Origin of the sequence: Falsiroseomonas sp. E2-1-a20 (assembly GCF_051433195.1) — a bacterium.
Lineage (GTDB): Bacteria > Pseudomonadota > Alphaproteobacteria > Acetobacterales > Acetobacteraceae > Falsiroseomonas.
The window spans coordinates 1-16680 of record NZ_JBHMFT010000041.1; the positions used below are offsets into that span (position 1 = coordinate 1).

Below are 16680 nucleotides of genomic sequence, written 5' to 3' on the forward strand. Positions count from 1 at the left end.
CGCGGGCCTGGTGCGCGTAGCCGCGGGCGCGGTCGGCGGTAACGGCCAGGTCGGCCAACGCCGGCGGGGTGTGGGGGCGCGGGGCGGGCGGGGCAGGGGGGTGGGTCATGCGTCTCCGGCGGCTGGTGTCCGAAGGGATTAAGTGGACCTCCGCGCCTTCGTCGAAGCCTTTGAGCACGCGCTGCGGCTCTACTGCCCGAAGGATTTCAACGCTGGCCGCCTTGCGCGGAGCATTGCGGAGGCGCGCGCGATGAGGCTGATCGGCTGATGCTTGGCAAGCCCGGCGCGCAGTATCAGGACCATCCGGACATGGTCGCCGGCCGCGCCGCCCGCCCCGGCTGCTAGTCGGTTTGGCAGATTACGAATTCGGGGTCCAGTGCCCGCCGCCCGACCTGCCGATTCCGGCGCTTCCCGGTCGCGCCCATCGTCGCCGCGCGGCCGGGACGTGACGGCCGCTCCGCTAACGCGACCAGCTTCTTAGAGAAACGCGGACAAAAAACGACAATCCGAAACCGGAACTTTTCACAAAGACGGTAGACATTACACTAAAAGTCCATTCTCTCAAATAGCCGCAGATATATTGTTTGCTATCAATTGCTTATGAAGTTGGCACGCTGTTTGCTGTGTCCTTGCCATCCAGCCGGCTCGTCGGCGGATCTTGGCAAGGAATGCGAGACATGAAGAAGGCACTACTCGGCGCAGTGGCAGCCGTTGCACTCGCCGCCTCCCCGGCCCTGGCAGGCCCCATCGCGGCCGGCAGCACCCTCTCCATCGCGGGCGCCAACAACGTCTCGCCGACGCAGATCACCTTTCCCTCCGCCGGTAGCCTCCTCGTCAGCACGGGCGACTTCGCCGGCCTCGGCACCTGCTTCGGCTGCGTGACCCTCAGCAGCATCACCTACTCGCCGACCGTGTCCTCGGGCCAGATCTTCTCCATCAGCAATGCCGGCATCACCGGCACCTTCACGCTGGATCCGGGCGCCAATGCAGTGATGGTTGGCGGCAGCCCCGGCGCGATCAACATCCTCGGCACCGGCACGGCGACGCTGACCGGCTATGACCCGACCCAAGGCAACCTGTCCTTCTCGACGCAGGGCGGCATTCCGCAGACGGTGACCTTCTCCGCCACCGTCACCGCGGTGCCAGAGCCGGCAAGCCTGGCCCTGTTCGGACTGGGCCTCGTCGCCTTGGGCGTGGCGCGCCGCCGGCAGGTAGCGCGGGCCTGACCGCAAACTGGATCCCGGACAGGCGAGCGTTACGCCCGTCTTGGATCGCAGCGGGGTCGAAGGCCCGTCCCCTTCGCCTCGCTGCGTATCCTCCCGCTCTTCTGGATCAGGGGGACCGCTAGACGCCGATGCGCTAGCCCGGCGGCGCTGCCAGATTGTGGCAAGGCGCCGAGATTGCCGCACTGTCGCTGCGGAGCGTGAATGCTGGCGAGACATGGCTCGCGCTCCGAATCAAGGCCGATGGATGGAGACCGATTTGGTGGTGTGGCGACCTTTGCCGCCACGGCGCGCTAACGCCGTATGACCGCACCTCGACCCGTCGCCAATGCCCGCAAGCCTTGGACAGAGGCTGATGACGAGGCGCTCCGGCGTCTGGCCGAGATGAACACGCCGCCGAAGCTGATTGCCGAACAGCTGGGGCGCTCGCTGGCTTCAGTGCAGGCGCGGGCCACCCGGCTTCGGATCTCCGTCCCGGAAGGAACACGCCGGCGCCGCATGGAGGCGGAGCGGACCTAGCAGGCCGATGCGGTAGCCCTGACAAAGAAAGGCCCCGGCGGACAGCGCCAGGGCCAGTTTGAGGGTGGTCGACATCATGTCTTCGACACGAGCAAAGCGCCTCCGGCAGCGCTCGGTTTATTGCCGTCGTGTCTGCATACAATTGTGCCCTGATGCGTATCGAAGAGGTCCCCGGCCGGCGCGAGGTCGCCGGTCCTGGATAGCAGCGTGGGCGGGTCGAGGCTGTCGCCGCTTCCCCGCCCTCGCTGCGCTCTTCCGCCACCGGGATGCGGATGACGCTGGCGATGGTCGCGGCGGCGCCTCCTGCCCGGCGATCTTGATCCCGCGGCAAGCCCAGATGAGCTCTTCGGGAGCAAGCGCCTTGACGGTAGAATCTGAGACGTGTCGCGGTACCTATCCTGGTCATCTACCGGGACGCGGGGGCGGGTATGGCAGACAGGCTTGTTGTCCCTGACGTGAAGCCGCAGGACAGCGTTGTCCCGGACGCTGACCCGGACCCTCCCTGGCTCCTCAAGGCGCTCGTCACGCACCTTCAGGCGGAGCTCAAGCGGGTGGACGGAGCCGAGGCAAAGCTTCTCGATGCGGTTCGGCAGGCGGCTGCCGCCGAGGGAGAAGCCGTGCCGCTCCGGCGGCAGGTCAAGGCGTCCAGCCAGCGGGCGACGCGGATTGAGGCCGAGCGCGAGGCGGCACGGGATGAGCTGGCGGCGTGGCGCCGGGGCGGGCCGCTGGCGCGGGTCTGGCGGGCGTTCTGGCGGCGCTAAGGGCGCGCCCCCGCCACGATAATCCGCCCTTACCGCGCGTGAAAAGGGGCCTGCCTTGCGCGGCTTGTAGCAACCCGCTGACACGGGCGCTGCGGGGGCGAAGGGGACGGGCCTTCAACCCCCGCTGCTACCCCGGACGGGCGGAGCACCCCCGTCCGGGGATCTAGCTTGTAGTCAGGCCCGCGCCACCTGCCGGCGCCGCGCCACGCCCAGTGCGGCGAGGCCCAGCCCGAACAGAGCCAGCGAGGCAGGCTCCGGTACCGCCACCGCATCGATTGTGGCCGAGAACGTCACGTTGACCGGGAAGCCGGACTGCGTGGAGAACACGAAGTTCGCCTGCGTCGGGTCGAATCCGGTCAGCGTCACGGTGCCGGTGCCGATGACATCGACCGCGCCGGGCGTGCTGCCGACCATGGTGGCCGTGGCACCTGGGTTGAGCGTGAAGGTGGAGGTCAGGCCGGCGTTGCTGATCGTGAAGATCTGGCCGGACGACACCGTCGGAGCGATGGTGATGTTGCTGAGTTCCACGCAGCCGAAGCAGGTGCCGAGGCTGGAGAAGGTGCCGGTGCTGACGAACAGCGAGCCGTTCGAGGGAAAGCTGATCGAGGTCGGGGTGACGCTGTTGACGCCGACGATGGACAGCGTGCTGCCCGGCGCGATTGGGCCAGCGAGGGCGGGTGCTGCCGCGAGTGCAATGGCTGCAACGGCGCCGAGAAGTGCCTTCTTCATTTTGTTCATCCGATCCAGGCCGTCACGGAATTGGACGGCGCCACCTTTTATCAGCAAGACCTGTGCCAAACGCCTAAATGTCTGATAATAATTCAGAAAAATGGCTTCCCGTTTTGTTTACCGGACGCAACGTAAGATCGCCCGACAGGGTTTCGAAATGACCTGCCGTCCAGCGTGTCACCGGATCGGCGCGAGCGCGGTGATGAGGAGACGGCTAAACGCGGCTGCCAGCATAGCCCAGCAGTAGATCGGTGCCCGGCAGGGAAGATCCCGCGTCCTGGCCAGTTCCCAAGAGCGTGGTCCGCATCGCGTCATGTCCGATAAATATCCATTACCGGACACAATTTCGGGGCGCAACCGGATGCGGGAAGGGGGCTCGGCCGGATTATTCAGCTTGTTTTACGCCCGAGCCGGTCTACGGTAACCCATATCGCGCAACCCTCTGAAAGGGCCGCCTTTTGATGCCCGCCGACGCCGCGCTCCTCCGCGCCCTGGCGCGCGCCGCCGCCGCCTTGGCCCGGCTCGACCAGGCCAGCGCCCGCCACCCCCTGCTGCCGGCGCTGCTGCACCGCACCCGGCTCGACGCCGTGCGCCGCCAGGCCGCGGTCGACGGGTCCCTCATCGACCCCTGGCACCTCGCCGCCCTGCTCGAAGGGCTGCGGCCGCGCCGCATGATGGGCGCCCGAAACCTCGCCGAGGCGGGCGGGGTGTTCGAGGCCGGCCGCGCCGCGCTGGCCCTGCACCGCTGGCTCACCGCGCCCGACCCGGCGGAGGCAGCCCAGGTGCAGGCGGCGCAGGCCGCGCTCGACGCCGGCGCCGCGACCGGCGTCGCCCTGCTCGACGCCGCCACGGCCACCTGGCACTGGCTCGAGGCCGGCGGCGCTCGGGCGCCGCTGCGCGCCGCCCTGGTGCGCCACTGGGGCACCACGGGCCTGCTGCGGGCGCCGCTGCCGCTCACCGGCGCCAGCGCCCTGCGCGCCGAGGTGGACTGGCGCTTCGAGACCTGGGTCCCGGTCTTTCTGCAGGCGCTGGCCGACGAGGCCGAGGACGCCCTGGCCCGGCTCGCCGATCTCGAGCGCGGCTGGTCCGCCGCCCGCCAGGCCACCGCCGGCCACCGCCGCCATTCCCGCACCCCCGCCGCCGTCGACCTGCTGGCCGCCCTGCCGCTGCTCTCCGCCACCTCCCTGGCGCGGGCGCTCGGCATCGCCGTCAAGAGCGCGCTCGCCATCCTCGACCGCCTGGTCCAGGACGGCGTTGTGGTCGAGGTCACCGGCCGCGCCGCCCGCCGGCTGTTCGGCCTGCGGAACCTGGCGCCGCTCGCCGCCGCCGTGGCGCCACCGCGCCGGCCCGAGCCCGGCCGCGGCCGCGGCCGGCCGCGCCTGGTCCCGCGTGAGATCGAGTCCGCGCCGCCGACGGGGTTGATCGCGCCGCGGCCCCCGGTCGCGCGCACGGCCTTTGACTACAGCGACCTCGAGGCCGCCCTGCGCGAGGCCGAGGCCGCCATGCGCCGCACACGCCAAAGCCTCGACCAACTGGCCGGCGGTGGCTGGAAGCCGCAGCACGGCGATAGCGACGCGGATCCGTCAGACGAGGACCCGACAAGGACGGCAAACGAATGATAGGCCGGACGCTGCGGAACATCGCGCCGATGCGGCACCGGCCAATGCTGTGCAGCCGCGGTCAGAGCAGCACGTCTCTCGCGCAAGGCCCCGCCTCGCGAAGTCCTCCACCAAGACCGCGCCATCGTTAAGGATCATCGGCTTCAACAACATTCCTCCGGGGGGACGTCCATGCGCTGATGGTACGTAGTCGGCTTGGAGGCATACGACCTCCGCCCGCCATCTCGACACCCGGACGCCCAAGCGCTGACGTCGCTGGGGGCGCCGATGTTTCCGTTCGGGAACCTGCACGACGTCCCAGGCTTATTGCTGGTTCATTCTACGTGCACGACCCGAAGACGCCGCTGTCCCGATGATGCGCCTGGCGCATGCGGTGAGGAGACCTACGCATGAATGCGATCTTTCCTGCAGATCGACGCACAGAAGCGCGCCCATTGCTGGAACGCTATCGGGCGGTGCGCGCCAGGACCGAGGCGCTGGCCGCACCGCTTTCGCCGGAGGATCAGGTGATCCAATCCATGCCGGACGCAAGCCCGACGAAGTGGCATCGCGCGCATACCACCTGGTTCTTCGAGACCTTTCTGCTGCTCCCGCTACAACCCGGCTACCGTCGCCCTCGCGAGGAGTACGGATTTCTTTTCAACTCCTATTACGAGGGTGCCGGGCCACGCCATGCCAGGCCAGAACGCGGCATGGTCACACGCCCGTCCTCTGCTGAAGTTGCCGACTATCGTGCGGTCGTGGACCAGGCAATGGAGCGGCTGCTGCTCGACCTGCCGCAACAGGCCGCTGCGCTGGTGGAGCTTGGCCTGCAGCACGAAGAGCAACACCAGGAGCTGCTGCTGACGGATATCCTTCATGCGCTCAGCGCCAATCCGCTGCGCCCGGCCTACGATCCCGATTGGCAGGACCCACAGGCCGCGACGCAACCGCTTGGATTTCTCGATGGGCCAGAGGGTGTCGTGCAAATTGGCCACGGTGGAGCCGGCTTTGCCTTCGACAGCGAGACGCCGCGTCACCGTACCTATCTCGCGTCGTACCGCATCGCAGGCTCCCTGGTGACGAACGGCGAATGGCAGGAGTTCATGCAGGACGGCGGATACCGCGATCCGCTGCTGTGGATGAGCGATGGCTGGACGACGCGGCAGGCGGAAGGCTGGAGCGCCCCGCTGTACTGGGAAAGCCATGACGGTGATTGGATGCAGTTCGGCCTTGGCGGCCTGCAACCCGTCGAAGCGGAGCGTCCGGTCCGTCACATCTCGTGGTACGAGGCGGAAGCGTTCGCACGTTGGCGGGGCAAGCGGCTGCCAACGGAACAGGAATGGGAAGCCGCCGCCGCGCTGCCTGGCTTCGTCGATGCCGATGGGCCTGTGTGGCAATGGACCGGCAGCGCCTATCGACCCTACCCCGGCTTCCAGCCCTGGGCCGGCGCGGTCGGCGAATACAATGGCAAATTCATGATCAACCAGATGGTACTGCGGGGCAGCTCGCGCGCGACGGCCCCCGCGCATTCACGGCCCAGCTACCGCAACTTCTTCCCGCCAAGCGCCCGCTGGCAGTTCAGTGGCCTGCGGCTGGCGGAGGATGCGGCGTGAGCGGCGCGCTTCAGCTCGGTCCTGCCGAGGCGCAGCGCGTCGCGCTGATTTCCGACGCGTTGCAAGGCCTGTCCCTGCCGCGCAAGACGCTGCCCTGCAAATGGCTCTACGACGCGGAGGGCGCCCGGCTCTTCGAAGCGATCACCCGGCTACCTGAGTACTATCCGACGCGCACCGAGGTGCGTATCCTTGATGAATGCGGTCCGGAGATCGCTAATGCCGTCGGGCCCGGCGCCGCTGTGATCGAGTTCGGGCCGGGCGACGGCGCCAAGGCGGTTCAGTTGCTGCAGGCACTGCAGGCGCCGTCAGTCTATCTTCCCGTCGACATTGCACCGGAGTGGCTGACGGCGGTCACTTCCCGCGTTGCTGCCGCCTTTCCCGAATTGCCCGTGAAGCCCGTCGTGGCGGATTTCACGCAGCAGTTCGATCTGGCCGGGCGCGCCGCAGGCAGCGCCACGCATCTCGGCTTCTTTCCGGGGTCCACCATCGGCAACTTCGAGCCGCAGGACGCAAGCCGCTTCCTGCAGCGTGCCCGCAGCACGCTGCGCCCCGGATCACGGATGCTGCTCGGCGCCGATCTGGTGAAGGACATCGCGGTGCTCGAAGCCGCCTATGACGACGCCAGCGGCGTGACGGCGGCCTTCAACCTGAACCTGCTGCGGCGGCTGAATCGAGAGGCTGGCGCGGATTTCGATCTCGCCGGGTTTCACCATCGCGCCCTGTGGAACGCGGCGGAGGAGCGCATCGAGATGCATCTGGTCGCGCTTCATGCGCAGTCTGTCCGCCTGGCCGGGCGGGTGATCCGCTTTGCCGCCGGCGAAAGCATCCACACCGAGAGCAGCCACAAGTATCGTCCCGAGCGTATCGAGGCGCTGGCCGCTGGCGCCGGCTGGTGCAAGGCGCGGATGTGGACCGACCCCGACAGACTGTTCTCGGTCTGGCTGCTGGATGGCTGACCGGGCTCGCGGCGTCCGCACCCTCAGGAGGGCGGGCTCGCCATCATGACCTTTAAGCCGAGGCCCGCATTATCCGAGCAGATCGTTGCCAGGCGTGCAACAGCAGACAGATGGTTCGGCAGATTGATGACTGGGCGGCCAGCCGCCGGGCCCGCCCTCCGTACCCTCCGAATGCTGCGCTGGCCGGCACGCTGATGGGGAGGCTGGAGTTCACCCGCGAAGAGCCCCTCACGCTCGATCAGCGTAAGGCGTTCAGCGAGATCCATGTAAACTGAGCGCCATCGCCGTGAGCCTGAGGCGGCGAGCCCATCCGCAGACGCGTGATGTGCTCGCTCGCCGCCTCAGCGAGGGCGCGCGGACAGGACGCGCGGACAGGACGCGCGCGCTCATCACGTCAGAGCGTGGACTCGCAAGCGGAGGTCAACCGCACCGCGAGCAGGTCACCTTGCTGCGACCCTCCCGAGCTTTCTCCACAAGATAGCCGCAGCGTAGGCAGTTTGCGCCGCTGTCACCGTCCGCAAAAGGATCGGCAAAGCGTCGAGACCCGGCCCTCCCTGCCTTCGGCCGGGAGGCCGGTGGCTGCCGGGCGTCAGCGGCGCCGGTGTCCACCGGTGGCGTGGGAGAGACTGCGACCGGTGGCTTTGGTGACGGGTCCCACCCCGCTATGAGGTGCGCCGTGGGTGGCGGGGGTTCTGGCGCAGTTAGCCCCACGCCAAAGGCGGTTTGCGGGGCGGCAGTCTTCGCGCGAAATCCGTCAGGCCAGGTCTGGGCGTGCTGCCTCGCCACCGCCCGGTGGCGAGGTTCGTCTGCCGGCTTTGATCTGGCGCTGCGGAGGTGAACCACCTCAACACTCCGGGTCTGTGCAGGTGCGAGACCGCGCTTGCGGGTGGAGGCCTGGATAAAACGCGTCTCGCCCGCCTGATGGACATCAGCGCCCTCGGCGCGGGGAGGGAAAACTCGATCAATTTCCGACATGAAACTCCTGCATTCAAGGTGGCCCCGTTCAGCGTCCTGCAGGGGCGAGATGCACAATCTAACAGGATCAGCTGCATTCAAGTTGCCTGACCTTGCGGGAGTGCCGCCCTGCGGGCTGACGTTTCGGGCTCGCGTGCTTATCTGTACAGGGCATGGTTGCCGCTCTCGCCTCCCCCCTTCTCGACATCCGCCGCATCTACCTCGAACCGGCCGCGGAAGGCTTTGCGCGCGGCCGCGAGGTGCTGGCGCATTTCCCGGATGCCGAGCGGATCCCGGTCGAATCGCACTGGCGCATCCCCGACCTGCGAGAGGCCGACCCCGCCGATTTCCTGCGCCCCAAGCGCGAGACCCTGGTGCTCGGCGTGAAGCGCGGCATGGGTTTCCGGCCGAATGGCCGCAGCGCCGACTTCATCGCGCCCTCCACCTCGAATGGCTGCGCCATGGCCTGCGCCTACTGCTACGTCGCGCGGCGGAAAGGCCATGCCAATCCCATCAGCGTCTTTGCCAACATCGACGAGATCACGGCAGCCACCATCCGCCATGCCACGCGGCTGGGGCCGAAGCCGCGGCCGAACCAGGTGGATCCGGAGGCCTGGGTCTACGACCTCGGCGAAAATGGCGATCTCTCGGTGGACGCGGACGTCTCGGACAATGTGCGCGACCTCGTGGCCAGCTTCCGCGGGCTGCCAAACGCGAAGGGCAGCTTCGCGACCAAGTGGGTCAACCCAGCACTGCTCGGCTACGACCCCCAGCATCGCACGCGCATTCGCATGTCGCTGATGCCGCATGCCCTGGCCAGACTACTCGATATCCGCGCCGCGCCGGTTGCCACCCGCATTGCCGCCATCCCGGAACTGCACCGCGCCGGCTACGAGGTGCAGCTGAATTTCTCGCCCGTGGTGCTGCGGGAGGGCTGGGAGGCCGACTGGGGCGCTTTGTTCGAGGAGCTGGACGATGCACTGCCGCAATCCGTGAAGGACCAGCTCGCCGCTGAGGTCATCCTGCTGACCCACAATGCCGAGCTGCACGAGGTGAACCTCGCCTGGCACCCGAAGGCGGAGGAGCTGCTGTGGCGGCCCGACATCCAGGAGGAAAAGCGGAGCGAGTCCGGTGCGGTGAACCTGCGCTATCGCGCCGGCTGGAAGGGCAGGTGGCTGCGCCGCTTCCTCGACCTGCTCACCTCCCGCATGCCCTACTGCATGGTACGCTATGCCTTTTGACGCCGCCCCCGCTCGCCTCTGGATGCCGAAGCGTGTCCTGGCGCTGGCGGCCACCTCGCCCGCCTGGTGATGGCGCTCGGCCATGCCTACGGGAACATGCTTGCCGTTGAGTAGCGCAAGCCGAGGCGCTCCAGGTGCTCCATGTTATGACACGGAGCAGGCGCACCGAGCCGTGATTGGGAGGAGCCGTGCCAGTTCCGCAGAAGCAGCGTGCCGAGCGTACCCTCGACGTGCTGAACTTCGTCCTGGCGGACGTGCGATACGGCCTCGGCCCCTATGGCGTTGTCTACCTGGTAGCCGCACATGGGTGGAGCGAGGTGGACATCGCCTTCGCCTACATCTTCGGCAGCATTGCCGGCCTGATTACGCAGACGCCCATCGGCGCGATGGTGGATGCGGTACGCGCCAAACGCGCACTGGCTGGATCCGCCTTGGCTTTAGTCGCCATCAGCTGCTTCGTGGTTCCATTCGCGCCGACGATTGCGCCGGTGGCCGCGGCCGGCGTGGCAGGTGCGCTCGCAAACTCCACTCTCGGCATGACCATCGCCGCCATCTCGCTCGGCGTTGTTGGTCCGGAGCAGTTCGCTCGCCGAGCTGCGCGCAACGAGGCCTTCTTCCATGCCGGCAGTGCCGCGATCAACGTCGCAGTGCTGGCCCTGACACCGATCTTCGGCATATCGGTCGTCTTCGGGCTTCTCGCCGGTGCAGCTGTCGCAAGCATCGTGGCTGTCTGCGCTCTTCCTGCCGAGGCAATCGACCATGATGCCGCGCGAGGCATGGTCGTCCAGAACAAGGAGAGGGTCCGCTCGTCACTGCTCCGGACGCTGATGGCAAACAAGCCGCTCATGGCCTTTGCCGGCTGTGGCGCACTTTTCCATATGGCCAATGCCTCCATGCTCGGGCTCGTTGTGCAGCGTGCGGCGCTGATTGACCCTGCCAACGCCGTGCCTCTTGCTGCCGCCAGCATGATTGCTGCGCAGGCGGCGATGGTGGGGACGGCGGCGCTCGTGGGTGCGAAGGCGCAGATCTGGGGGCGTAAGCCGTTCTTCCTGGCCGCCTACGCAGCGCTAGCTTTACGAGGCGCCCTCTACACCTTGTCGGACGCCCCTGCATGGACGGTGGCGGTGCAGCTCCTGGATGGCGTGGGCGTGGGCGTGTTTGGGGCGCTGTTTCCGGTCCTCGTCGCTGACCTGACGCGCGGCACGGGGCATTTCAACGCTGCACAGGGTGCGGTGGGTACAGTGCATGGGATCGGTGGCCTGGCGGGCGGTCCCTTCGCTGCGGCCTGTATCGTGTGGGCAGGCTACGACGCCGCCTTCCTGGCCCTTGCCGCCATAGCTGCCGTCGGTGGCGTGGCCTTCTTCGCGACCGTGCCAGAAACACGCAACGCGGCCGGGGCCGCAGTCGCGGCACGGCCACCGCTGCCGCAGTGACCTCCTGCCCGCACGGTCGCAGCCCTGCCGCACCCGGCAACACCGGCATGCCGAGCCAATGATCGCCGGGCGCCTCAGGATGAGGCGCCACAGCAGGAAGCCGGCACCTGCCCCATGGATGCACGTTATCAGGAGTTAACGTCTTATGCGGAACTCCTGTGTGACGGCGAACTTTTGAAACCATCGAACCAGACGACCGCAATAGGGGCTGCCGCCGACACAACCATATCGTGGAAGTTAGATGGAATCAGCTCGAAATCCTGGAACCAACCGCATCAGCGAGCTTGATGCATTGCGCGGTCTTGCGGCCCTTGGCGTCGTTCTTTTCCACTACCTCGATTGGTACGAAGGGGTTCACGAACATACAACGGACCCGCTGTTCTGGCTCCCCTGGGGTGAGCGCGGAGTTCAGCTGTTTTTTGTCATCAGCGGCTTTGTCATCTTCATGTCATTGCAGCGCACGCGCCGGCCGATGGATTTCGTGGTGTCCCGGTTCTCGCGCCTGTACCCGGTTTACTGGGCGGCGATCCTGCTGACGACAATCGTGGTTCAGGCGCTGGGGGTCGAGTACTATCTGCGCCCACTTTCCCACGTCTTCATCAACTTCAGCATGATGCAGGCGCTGCCATTCGTTCCTGGCCACCACATCGAGGGGGCCTACTGGACCCTCTATGTCGAACTCTGGTTCTACGTCGCCATGCTGATCCTCTTCGTCCTGGGCCAGCTTCGATGGATTGAGCGCTACATGATGCTGGGCCTCGCGATGAGCTGGATCTGGTGGGGCGGGCGGGTCCTCGGCGGCGACGATGCGTGGGGCTGGAACCTCACGGAAACCTTCGGCCTCGTCCTTCCGCACCTGCCCTTCTTCGTTCTGGGGATCTGCCTTTACCGGTTGCATGTGAAGGAACAGCCACGGCACGCCGCGCTGATCATCGTCGCTGCCCTCCTCACGATCCTGGTCCAGCATCCTGTCGACTTCACCGTCACGGCGCTGGTCGCGCTGGGCGCCATTGGCCTCATCCTCACGGGTAGGGCCAGGTTCCTGCGTCACCCCCTGCTGGTCTGGCTGGGCGCGATCTCCTACAGCCTCTATCTCGTCCACAACTACGCAGGACGTGCGCTGATCGTTCGGCTGCAGGAGGCAGGCTGGGCGGCAAATGAGTCGATCGTCGTCGCACTCACCGCCGCCTTGCTGGCCGCCACCCTTCTCACTTGGCTGGTGGAGCGCCCGGCGCAGCGGCTCATCCGGCACTGGTACGCCAACTATCGGCGCAATGACGAAAGGCAGATCGCCGCGAGCGCGCCGCGGTAAAAAGCCCGACATCGACGTTCGGCTCTCCCGCTGTGAATCGGCGCGCTACAGGGCCCCAGATCGGCGGGGAGGGTCCCACTCGAGAACCGAGACAAGACAATGCTTGTGTAAGGCAACCCCGGTGCCGAAAGGGGTCCCACTCAGGTGCCTGTTCACAGTCATGACGGGACCGAAGACCGTTAATGGAAGTTGTCGCCTGAAGGAGGAGTCCTTCGCCAATCTTCGAGGATGAAACCTACCCGCCGTGACCTCGACCGTGACCTCCGCCGTTCCCGCGACCGTTCCCGCGACCGCGACCGCGATTCTCGTCGTCGCGTCCGCGCGACCAGGACGGGCTGCCCACACGATTATTGCGGCGTGCGCGGTCGCGGTAAGCCCGCCGCTCGTCGTCGCGGCCGTCGCGATAAGCCTCGCGGCGGTTTTGCTCAGTCCGCCGCTCCTCGTAGGCGCGCCGCCCGTCGTTACGGTTGGGGTTGAGGGTGTCCTGGAGGACGTCGCCCAGGTTGGGCAACTGAAGGTTCTGGGCGGATGCGCTGTACACCGGCGAGAGCATCAACAGGCCTGCGAGCAGGAGGAGTTTGTGCATGGGTTTTCTTTCCGAAATCAAGGTATACCGTTTGGGGCCACAGGATGTTTTTTGAATTCAAGCGCAGATCATTAGGGTGCGCCAGGGCATTCGCCCGGCGCCATGAAGCGGTGCAACGCCTGGGCGCGGCTCTCCAGCAGCGCCACCGTCTCCGCCTTGAACTTGTCTGTGAAGAGGACCGTCGATGCGGAACCACTCGCGTATAGCAGGTGCGTGCTTGGCCTTGTGTCTGCTTATGTCGTTTCCTGCTGATGCCCAAAGCACCACGCGCGACCGGACGTGGTTCGCGACGATCTATGCCGGCCAGTGGTTCTCGGTGAGTGAGCCGAGTGCGACGCAGCGACTGGGCTCGCAGGATGCGGGGTTTCAGAACTCCTACTTCGTCTCCGTTCTACTGAACAATGTACTCGTGAGCGAGCTACGCACGGATTGGCCTCTGATCAGCCCGGTGCTCAATGGCAGCTCTATCGAACTGGAGGGTCAGGTCGGGCGTCACTTTGGGCTTCAGGATCAGGGCGAGGTGACGCTGGCGTTGCTCTGGCGCTCACGCGATATCCCGGTGCCGCTGACCCATGGACGATTCAACATTGGGATCGGCGAGGGGCTGTCCTATGCGCTGGCGCGTCCAACCTATGAGGGCGTGGCGCGTGACCAAGAGCCGCGAAAGTTCCTCAATTACCTCGCTCTCGAGGCGGAGTTCTCGCACCCTCTTCTGCCAAACGTTTCCGTGGTGCCGCGGCTGCACCACCGGTCCGGGATCTTCGGCATTATCGCGCCACGCGGGAGCGGGTCGGATTTCATCGGCATTGGGCTTCGGGTGACACTGCAATAGCCGGCGCCGGAACCCCCTCCAGGGGATCCTTCCACGCTGACACAACCCGGAGGCCCACCCGAGCATGGAACGTCCCGTAGAGCCGCGACCCGAGGCCGAGGAGCGGCTTGGCGCCCTGGCCGAGTTGGAGGAGTGGCTGCGCACGCCGATGCTCGTGCTCAGCGCGGCCTGGCTCGCCCTGGTGGTGGCGGAGCTCGCCCTCGGCGCGAACCGGCTGCTCGAGACGCTTGGCACCGTGATTTGGGTGGTCTTCCTCCTTGAGTTCGCCTTACGGCTCACCCTGGCGCCCGACCGCCTCTCCTTCCTGCGCGCCAACTGGCTCTCGGTCATCGCGCTGATGGCGCCCGCCTTCCGCCTGCTTCGCGGAGTGCGGCTGTTGCGCTTCGCACGCGCCGCGCGTGGCCTGCGCCTGGTGCGCGTGGTGGGTACGGCCAACCGCACCATGAACGCGCTGCGCGCCGCGATGCGCCGGCGGGGCCTGGGCTACGTCGCCGCGCTCACCGCGCTGGTCACGCTGCTCGGCGCCGCGGGGATGTATGCGTTCGAGCGCGCGCCGGAGGTGGAGGGTGGCTTCACCAGTTTCGGGGATGCGCTGTGGTGGACGGCCATGCTGCTGACGACCATGGGCTCGACCTACTGGCCCGTCACCGCGGAGGGGCGCGTGCTGTGCCTGCTTCTCGCGGTCTATGCCTTCGCCGTGTTCGGCTACATCACGGCGGCCTTCGCGAGCTTCTTCGTCGGCCGCGACGCGGAGGAGCGTGGGGTGGGGGAGCATCGATAGGATCCCGTCAGTCCGTCGGAGGCTTCCGAGGCGCGTCCTCGCGGCCGTCCCGGATCGCCTCCTCCGCGCGCTGGAGGTCGGCCGCACTCGGTTCGAGAACGAAGCCGCGCGACGTGTCTGCGTCGACCCAGGCCACCACGGCGCGGCGCCGCTGCGGCAGGATGATCCCGCGTTCCAGCAGCAGGGCGCGCAGCTGGTTGATCAGCGCCGTCCGTTCCGCGACCAGGCGCTCGCGTGCCCTGTGCAGCGCCTGCACGTCGAGCTGTGCCTCGGCCTTCAGCGGAACAAACCGCATCGTCGGGCGGGTCGCCGCCTCGGCGATCGCCTCCGCGTCGCGGTCGTCGTTCTTCTGCGCCTTCACATACGGCCGGACATACTCCGGTGGCATCAGCCGGACCTGGTGTCCGAGCGCCGCCGCGGCACGGCCGATATGGTGCGCCCCGCAGCACGCCTCCATCGCCACCACGCAGCGCGGCAGCTTCCCCAGCAGTGCTGGGATGCCGTCGCGCGCGACGCGCCGGCGAAGCACGATCTGCCCGCCCGCCGACATGCCTGCAGCGCTGCAGCTGGTCTTGCCCAGGTCGATCCCGAGTACCGCAACTTCCGACATCGTGGCCTCCTCCCTTCGAGAGAAGCGACCCTAGCCCAGGGCGCCTCAGTGAGGGGCGGGCCATGCCATAATCACATCCGATTCAACAGATTCAATTACTTTCCGGATGGACTCTAACAACAGCGGGTGAAAGCAATGCAGTTTCGAAAATAAATTCGGCGCGGTTGCGGGTCCCACTGCCATGACATAATTCTACGCTCGGAGTGCAGCATGTTAAGAGCGTACTGATCAGGGGTAACTGCGCTGCTCTCACCCACATCCTCGTGATTTGCAAAAATAAGAAGCGACCAACTTGTAGCTCTCAGAAATGCTCGGAGCCAAGGTGAAAGCATGCTGACGATAAATCCAGGCCGCCGTCTCGGCGTAGCGGTCGTGGGGCTCGGCGGGGCTGTGGCGACGACGGCGGTTGCCGGGATCGAGATCCTTCGGCGTGGCGCGAACCGGCGCGAAGGGCTGCCGCTCGCCGATGTGAACGTGCCGGGTCTTGCTGATTACCGCGATATGATCTTCGGCGGCTGGGATCTTAACGGTTCCGATCTAGCGACGGCCGCGACCGGCCATCGCGTGCTGAACGAGGCACAGATGGCGAGCACCGGTGAGGCGCTCTCAGCCATCCGGCCGTGGCCTGCCGTTGGCAGCGGTGCTTTCTGCCGCGGTGTCGACGGCGCCAATAAGCGCGAGGCACCAGGACATCGCGCGGCTGTGCAAGCGATTGCTGATGATCTGCGCCGCTTCCGTGAGAGCAGCGGCGCCGACAACGTTGTCATGATCAACCTCGCTTCCACCGAGCGGACGCCCGTTGCGGAGGAGACGCTGGGCTCGCTCGAGGCCTTCGAGCAGGCGCTGGACCGCGATGACCCGTCCATCGGGCCGGCCATGCTTTACGCTTATGCGGCCATCGAGAGTGGCGTGGCATACGGCAACTTCACGCCCAGCCTGGCGGCGGACGCGCCGGCACTGATTGATTTCGCGCGGCAGCGGGGCGTGCCGGTCGCCGGCAAGGACGGCAAGACCGGCCAGACCATGATGAAGACCGTGCTGGCGCCGGCGCTGCGGGCGCGCGCCCTGCATGTCGATGGCTGGTTCAGCACCAACATCCTCGGCAACCGAGACGGCGAGGCGCTGCGCGACCCGGACAGCCTGCGATCCAAGCTGGATACCAAGGGCCAGGTTCTGGACAGCATCCTCGGCTACCATGTCGAGGACCACCTGGTCGACATCCGCTACTACCGCCCGCGCGGCGACGACAAGGAGGCGTGGGACAACATCGATATCTCGGGCTTCCTGGGACAGCGGATGCAGATCAAGGTGAACTTCCTGTGCAAGGACAGCGTGCTCGCGGCGCCGCTGGTGCTGGAAATCGCCCGCGTTCTGGACCTCGCCGAACAGCGCGGCGAGGGCGGCGTGCAGGAACAGCTCTCGGTGTTCTTCAAGGCGCCGATGGTCGGCAACGGCCACCCGCCGGAACACGCCTTCCACGTGCAGGAGCGCATGCTGATGGATTGGCTGGGGGCGCCGCAATAGGCGCG

At 66.9% G+C, this 16680-nt stretch carries 14 protein-coding genes and 1 pseudogene; 12 read left to right on the plus strand and 3 right to left on the minus strand.

What is annotated here, in order from left to right; translation table 11 throughout:
* Positions 1–142: 142 nt before the first annotated feature.
* The 3 genes from ACFHPP_RS26250 to ACFHPP_RS26260 all read left to right on the plus strand — a co-directional run bounded on the left by ACFHPP_RS26250 (position 143) and on the right by ACFHPP_RS26260 (position 2503).
* The gene (locus tag ACFHPP_RS26250; RefSeq protein WP_437166201.1) at positions 143–268 is read left to right on the plus strand and encodes a hypothetical protein; all 126 of its coding nucleotides are present in this window, start codon (positions 143–145) and stop codon (positions 266–268) included.
* A gap of 409 nt (positions 269–677) precedes the next feature.
* Entirely contained in the window at positions 678–1226 is a 549-nt protein-coding gene (locus ACFHPP_RS26255; RefSeq protein WP_437166202.1) for a PEP-CTERM sorting domain-containing protein, read from the plus strand.
* 971 nt (positions 1227–2197) lie between these two features.
* Positions 2198–2503, plus strand: a complete 306-nt coding sequence (locus ACFHPP_RS26260; RefSeq protein WP_437166203.1) for a hypothetical protein — start codon at positions 2198–2200, stop codon at positions 2501–2503.
* A gap of 174 nt (positions 2504–2677) precedes the next feature.
* Here the strand turns inward: ACFHPP_RS26260 and ACFHPP_RS26265 are convergent, their stop codons facing one another.
* Entirely contained in the window at positions 2678–3232 is a 555-nt protein-coding gene (locus ACFHPP_RS26265) for a PEP-CTERM sorting domain-containing protein (RefSeq protein WP_437166204.1), read from the minus strand.
* A 461-nt stretch (positions 3233–3693) separates the two neighbouring features.
* Between ACFHPP_RS26265 and ACFHPP_RS26270 the strand changes: the two genes are divergently transcribed.
* The 6 genes from ACFHPP_RS26270 (at position 3694) to ACFHPP_RS26295 (ending at position 12342) form a co-directional block, all read left to right on the plus strand.
* Positions 3694–4851 (plus strand): hypothetical protein, encoded by a 1158-nt coding sequence (locus ACFHPP_RS26270; protein ID WP_437166205.1) that lies wholly within the window; start codon positions 3694–3696, stop codon positions 4849–4851.
* Between the two features lie 389 nt (positions 4852–5240).
* On the plus strand, positions 5241–6446 hold the full coding sequence (egtB, locus tag ACFHPP_RS26275) for an ergothioneine biosynthesis protein EgtB (RefSeq protein WP_437166206.1): 1206 nt from the start codon (positions 5241–5243) through the stop codon (positions 6444–6446).
* Entirely contained in the window at positions 6443–7402 is a 960-nt protein-coding gene (egtD, locus tag ACFHPP_RS26280; RefSeq protein ID WP_437166207.1) for an L-histidine N(alpha)-methyltransferase, read from the plus strand. Before egtB ends, egtD begins: the two co-directional genes overlap by 4 nt.
* A 1127-nt stretch (positions 7403–8529) precedes the next feature.
* A complete protein-coding gene (locus tag ACFHPP_RS26285; protein WP_437166208.1) occupies positions 8530–9597 on the plus strand; it encodes a spore photoproduct lyase family protein in 1068 nt (355 codons plus the stop codon).
* Positions 9598–9785: 188 nt separating this feature from the next.
* Positions 9786–11030 (plus strand): MFS transporter, encoded by a 1245-nt coding sequence (locus ACFHPP_RS26290; protein WP_437166209.1) that lies wholly within the window; start codon positions 9786–9788, stop codon positions 11028–11030.
* Between the two features lie 241 nt (positions 11031–11271).
* Positions 11272–12342: an acyltransferase family protein gene (locus ACFHPP_RS26295; protein ID WP_437166210.1), complete on the plus strand. Its 1071-nt coding sequence runs from the start codon at positions 11272–11274 to the stop codon at positions 12340–12342.
* Positions 12343–12577: 235 nt separating this feature from the next.
* On the opposite strand, the gene ACFHPP_RS26300 is transcribed toward ACFHPP_RS26295, so the two are convergent.
* Complete coding sequence (locus ACFHPP_RS26300; protein WP_437166211.1) at positions 12578–12928, minus strand: hypothetical protein; 351 nt, start codon at positions 12926–12928, stop codon at positions 12578–12580.
* A 217-nt stretch (positions 12929–13145) separates the two neighbouring features.
* Between ACFHPP_RS26300 and ACFHPP_RS26305 the strand changes: the two genes are divergently transcribed.
* Together ACFHPP_RS26305 and ACFHPP_RS26310 are read left to right on the plus strand one after the other, a co-directional pair.
* The gene (locus tag ACFHPP_RS26305; RefSeq protein ID WP_437166212.1) at positions 13146–13760 is read left to right on the plus strand and encodes a hypothetical protein; all 615 of its coding nucleotides are present in this window, start codon (positions 13146–13148) and stop codon (positions 13758–13760) included.
* Positions 13761–13824: 64 nt separating this feature from the next.
* Positions 13825–14541, plus strand: a complete 717-nt coding sequence (locus ACFHPP_RS26310) for an ion transporter (RefSeq protein WP_437166213.1) — start codon at positions 13825–13827, stop codon at positions 14539–14541.
* Positions 14542–14575: 34 nt separating this feature from the next.
* Here the strand turns inward: ACFHPP_RS26310 and ACFHPP_RS26315 are convergent.
* Positions 14576–15151 (minus strand): annotated as a pseudogene (locus tag ACFHPP_RS26315) (IS110 family transposase); the annotation flags it as partial.
* Between the two features lie 390 nt (positions 15152–15541).
* Here ACFHPP_RS26315 and ACFHPP_RS26320 point away from each other — a divergent pair.
* On the plus strand, positions 15542–16675 hold the full coding sequence (locus ACFHPP_RS26320) for an inositol-3-phosphate synthase (RefSeq protein WP_437166214.1): 1134 nt from the start codon (positions 15542–15544) through the stop codon (positions 16673–16675).
* The last annotated feature ends 5 nt before the right edge of the window (positions 16676–16680 follow it).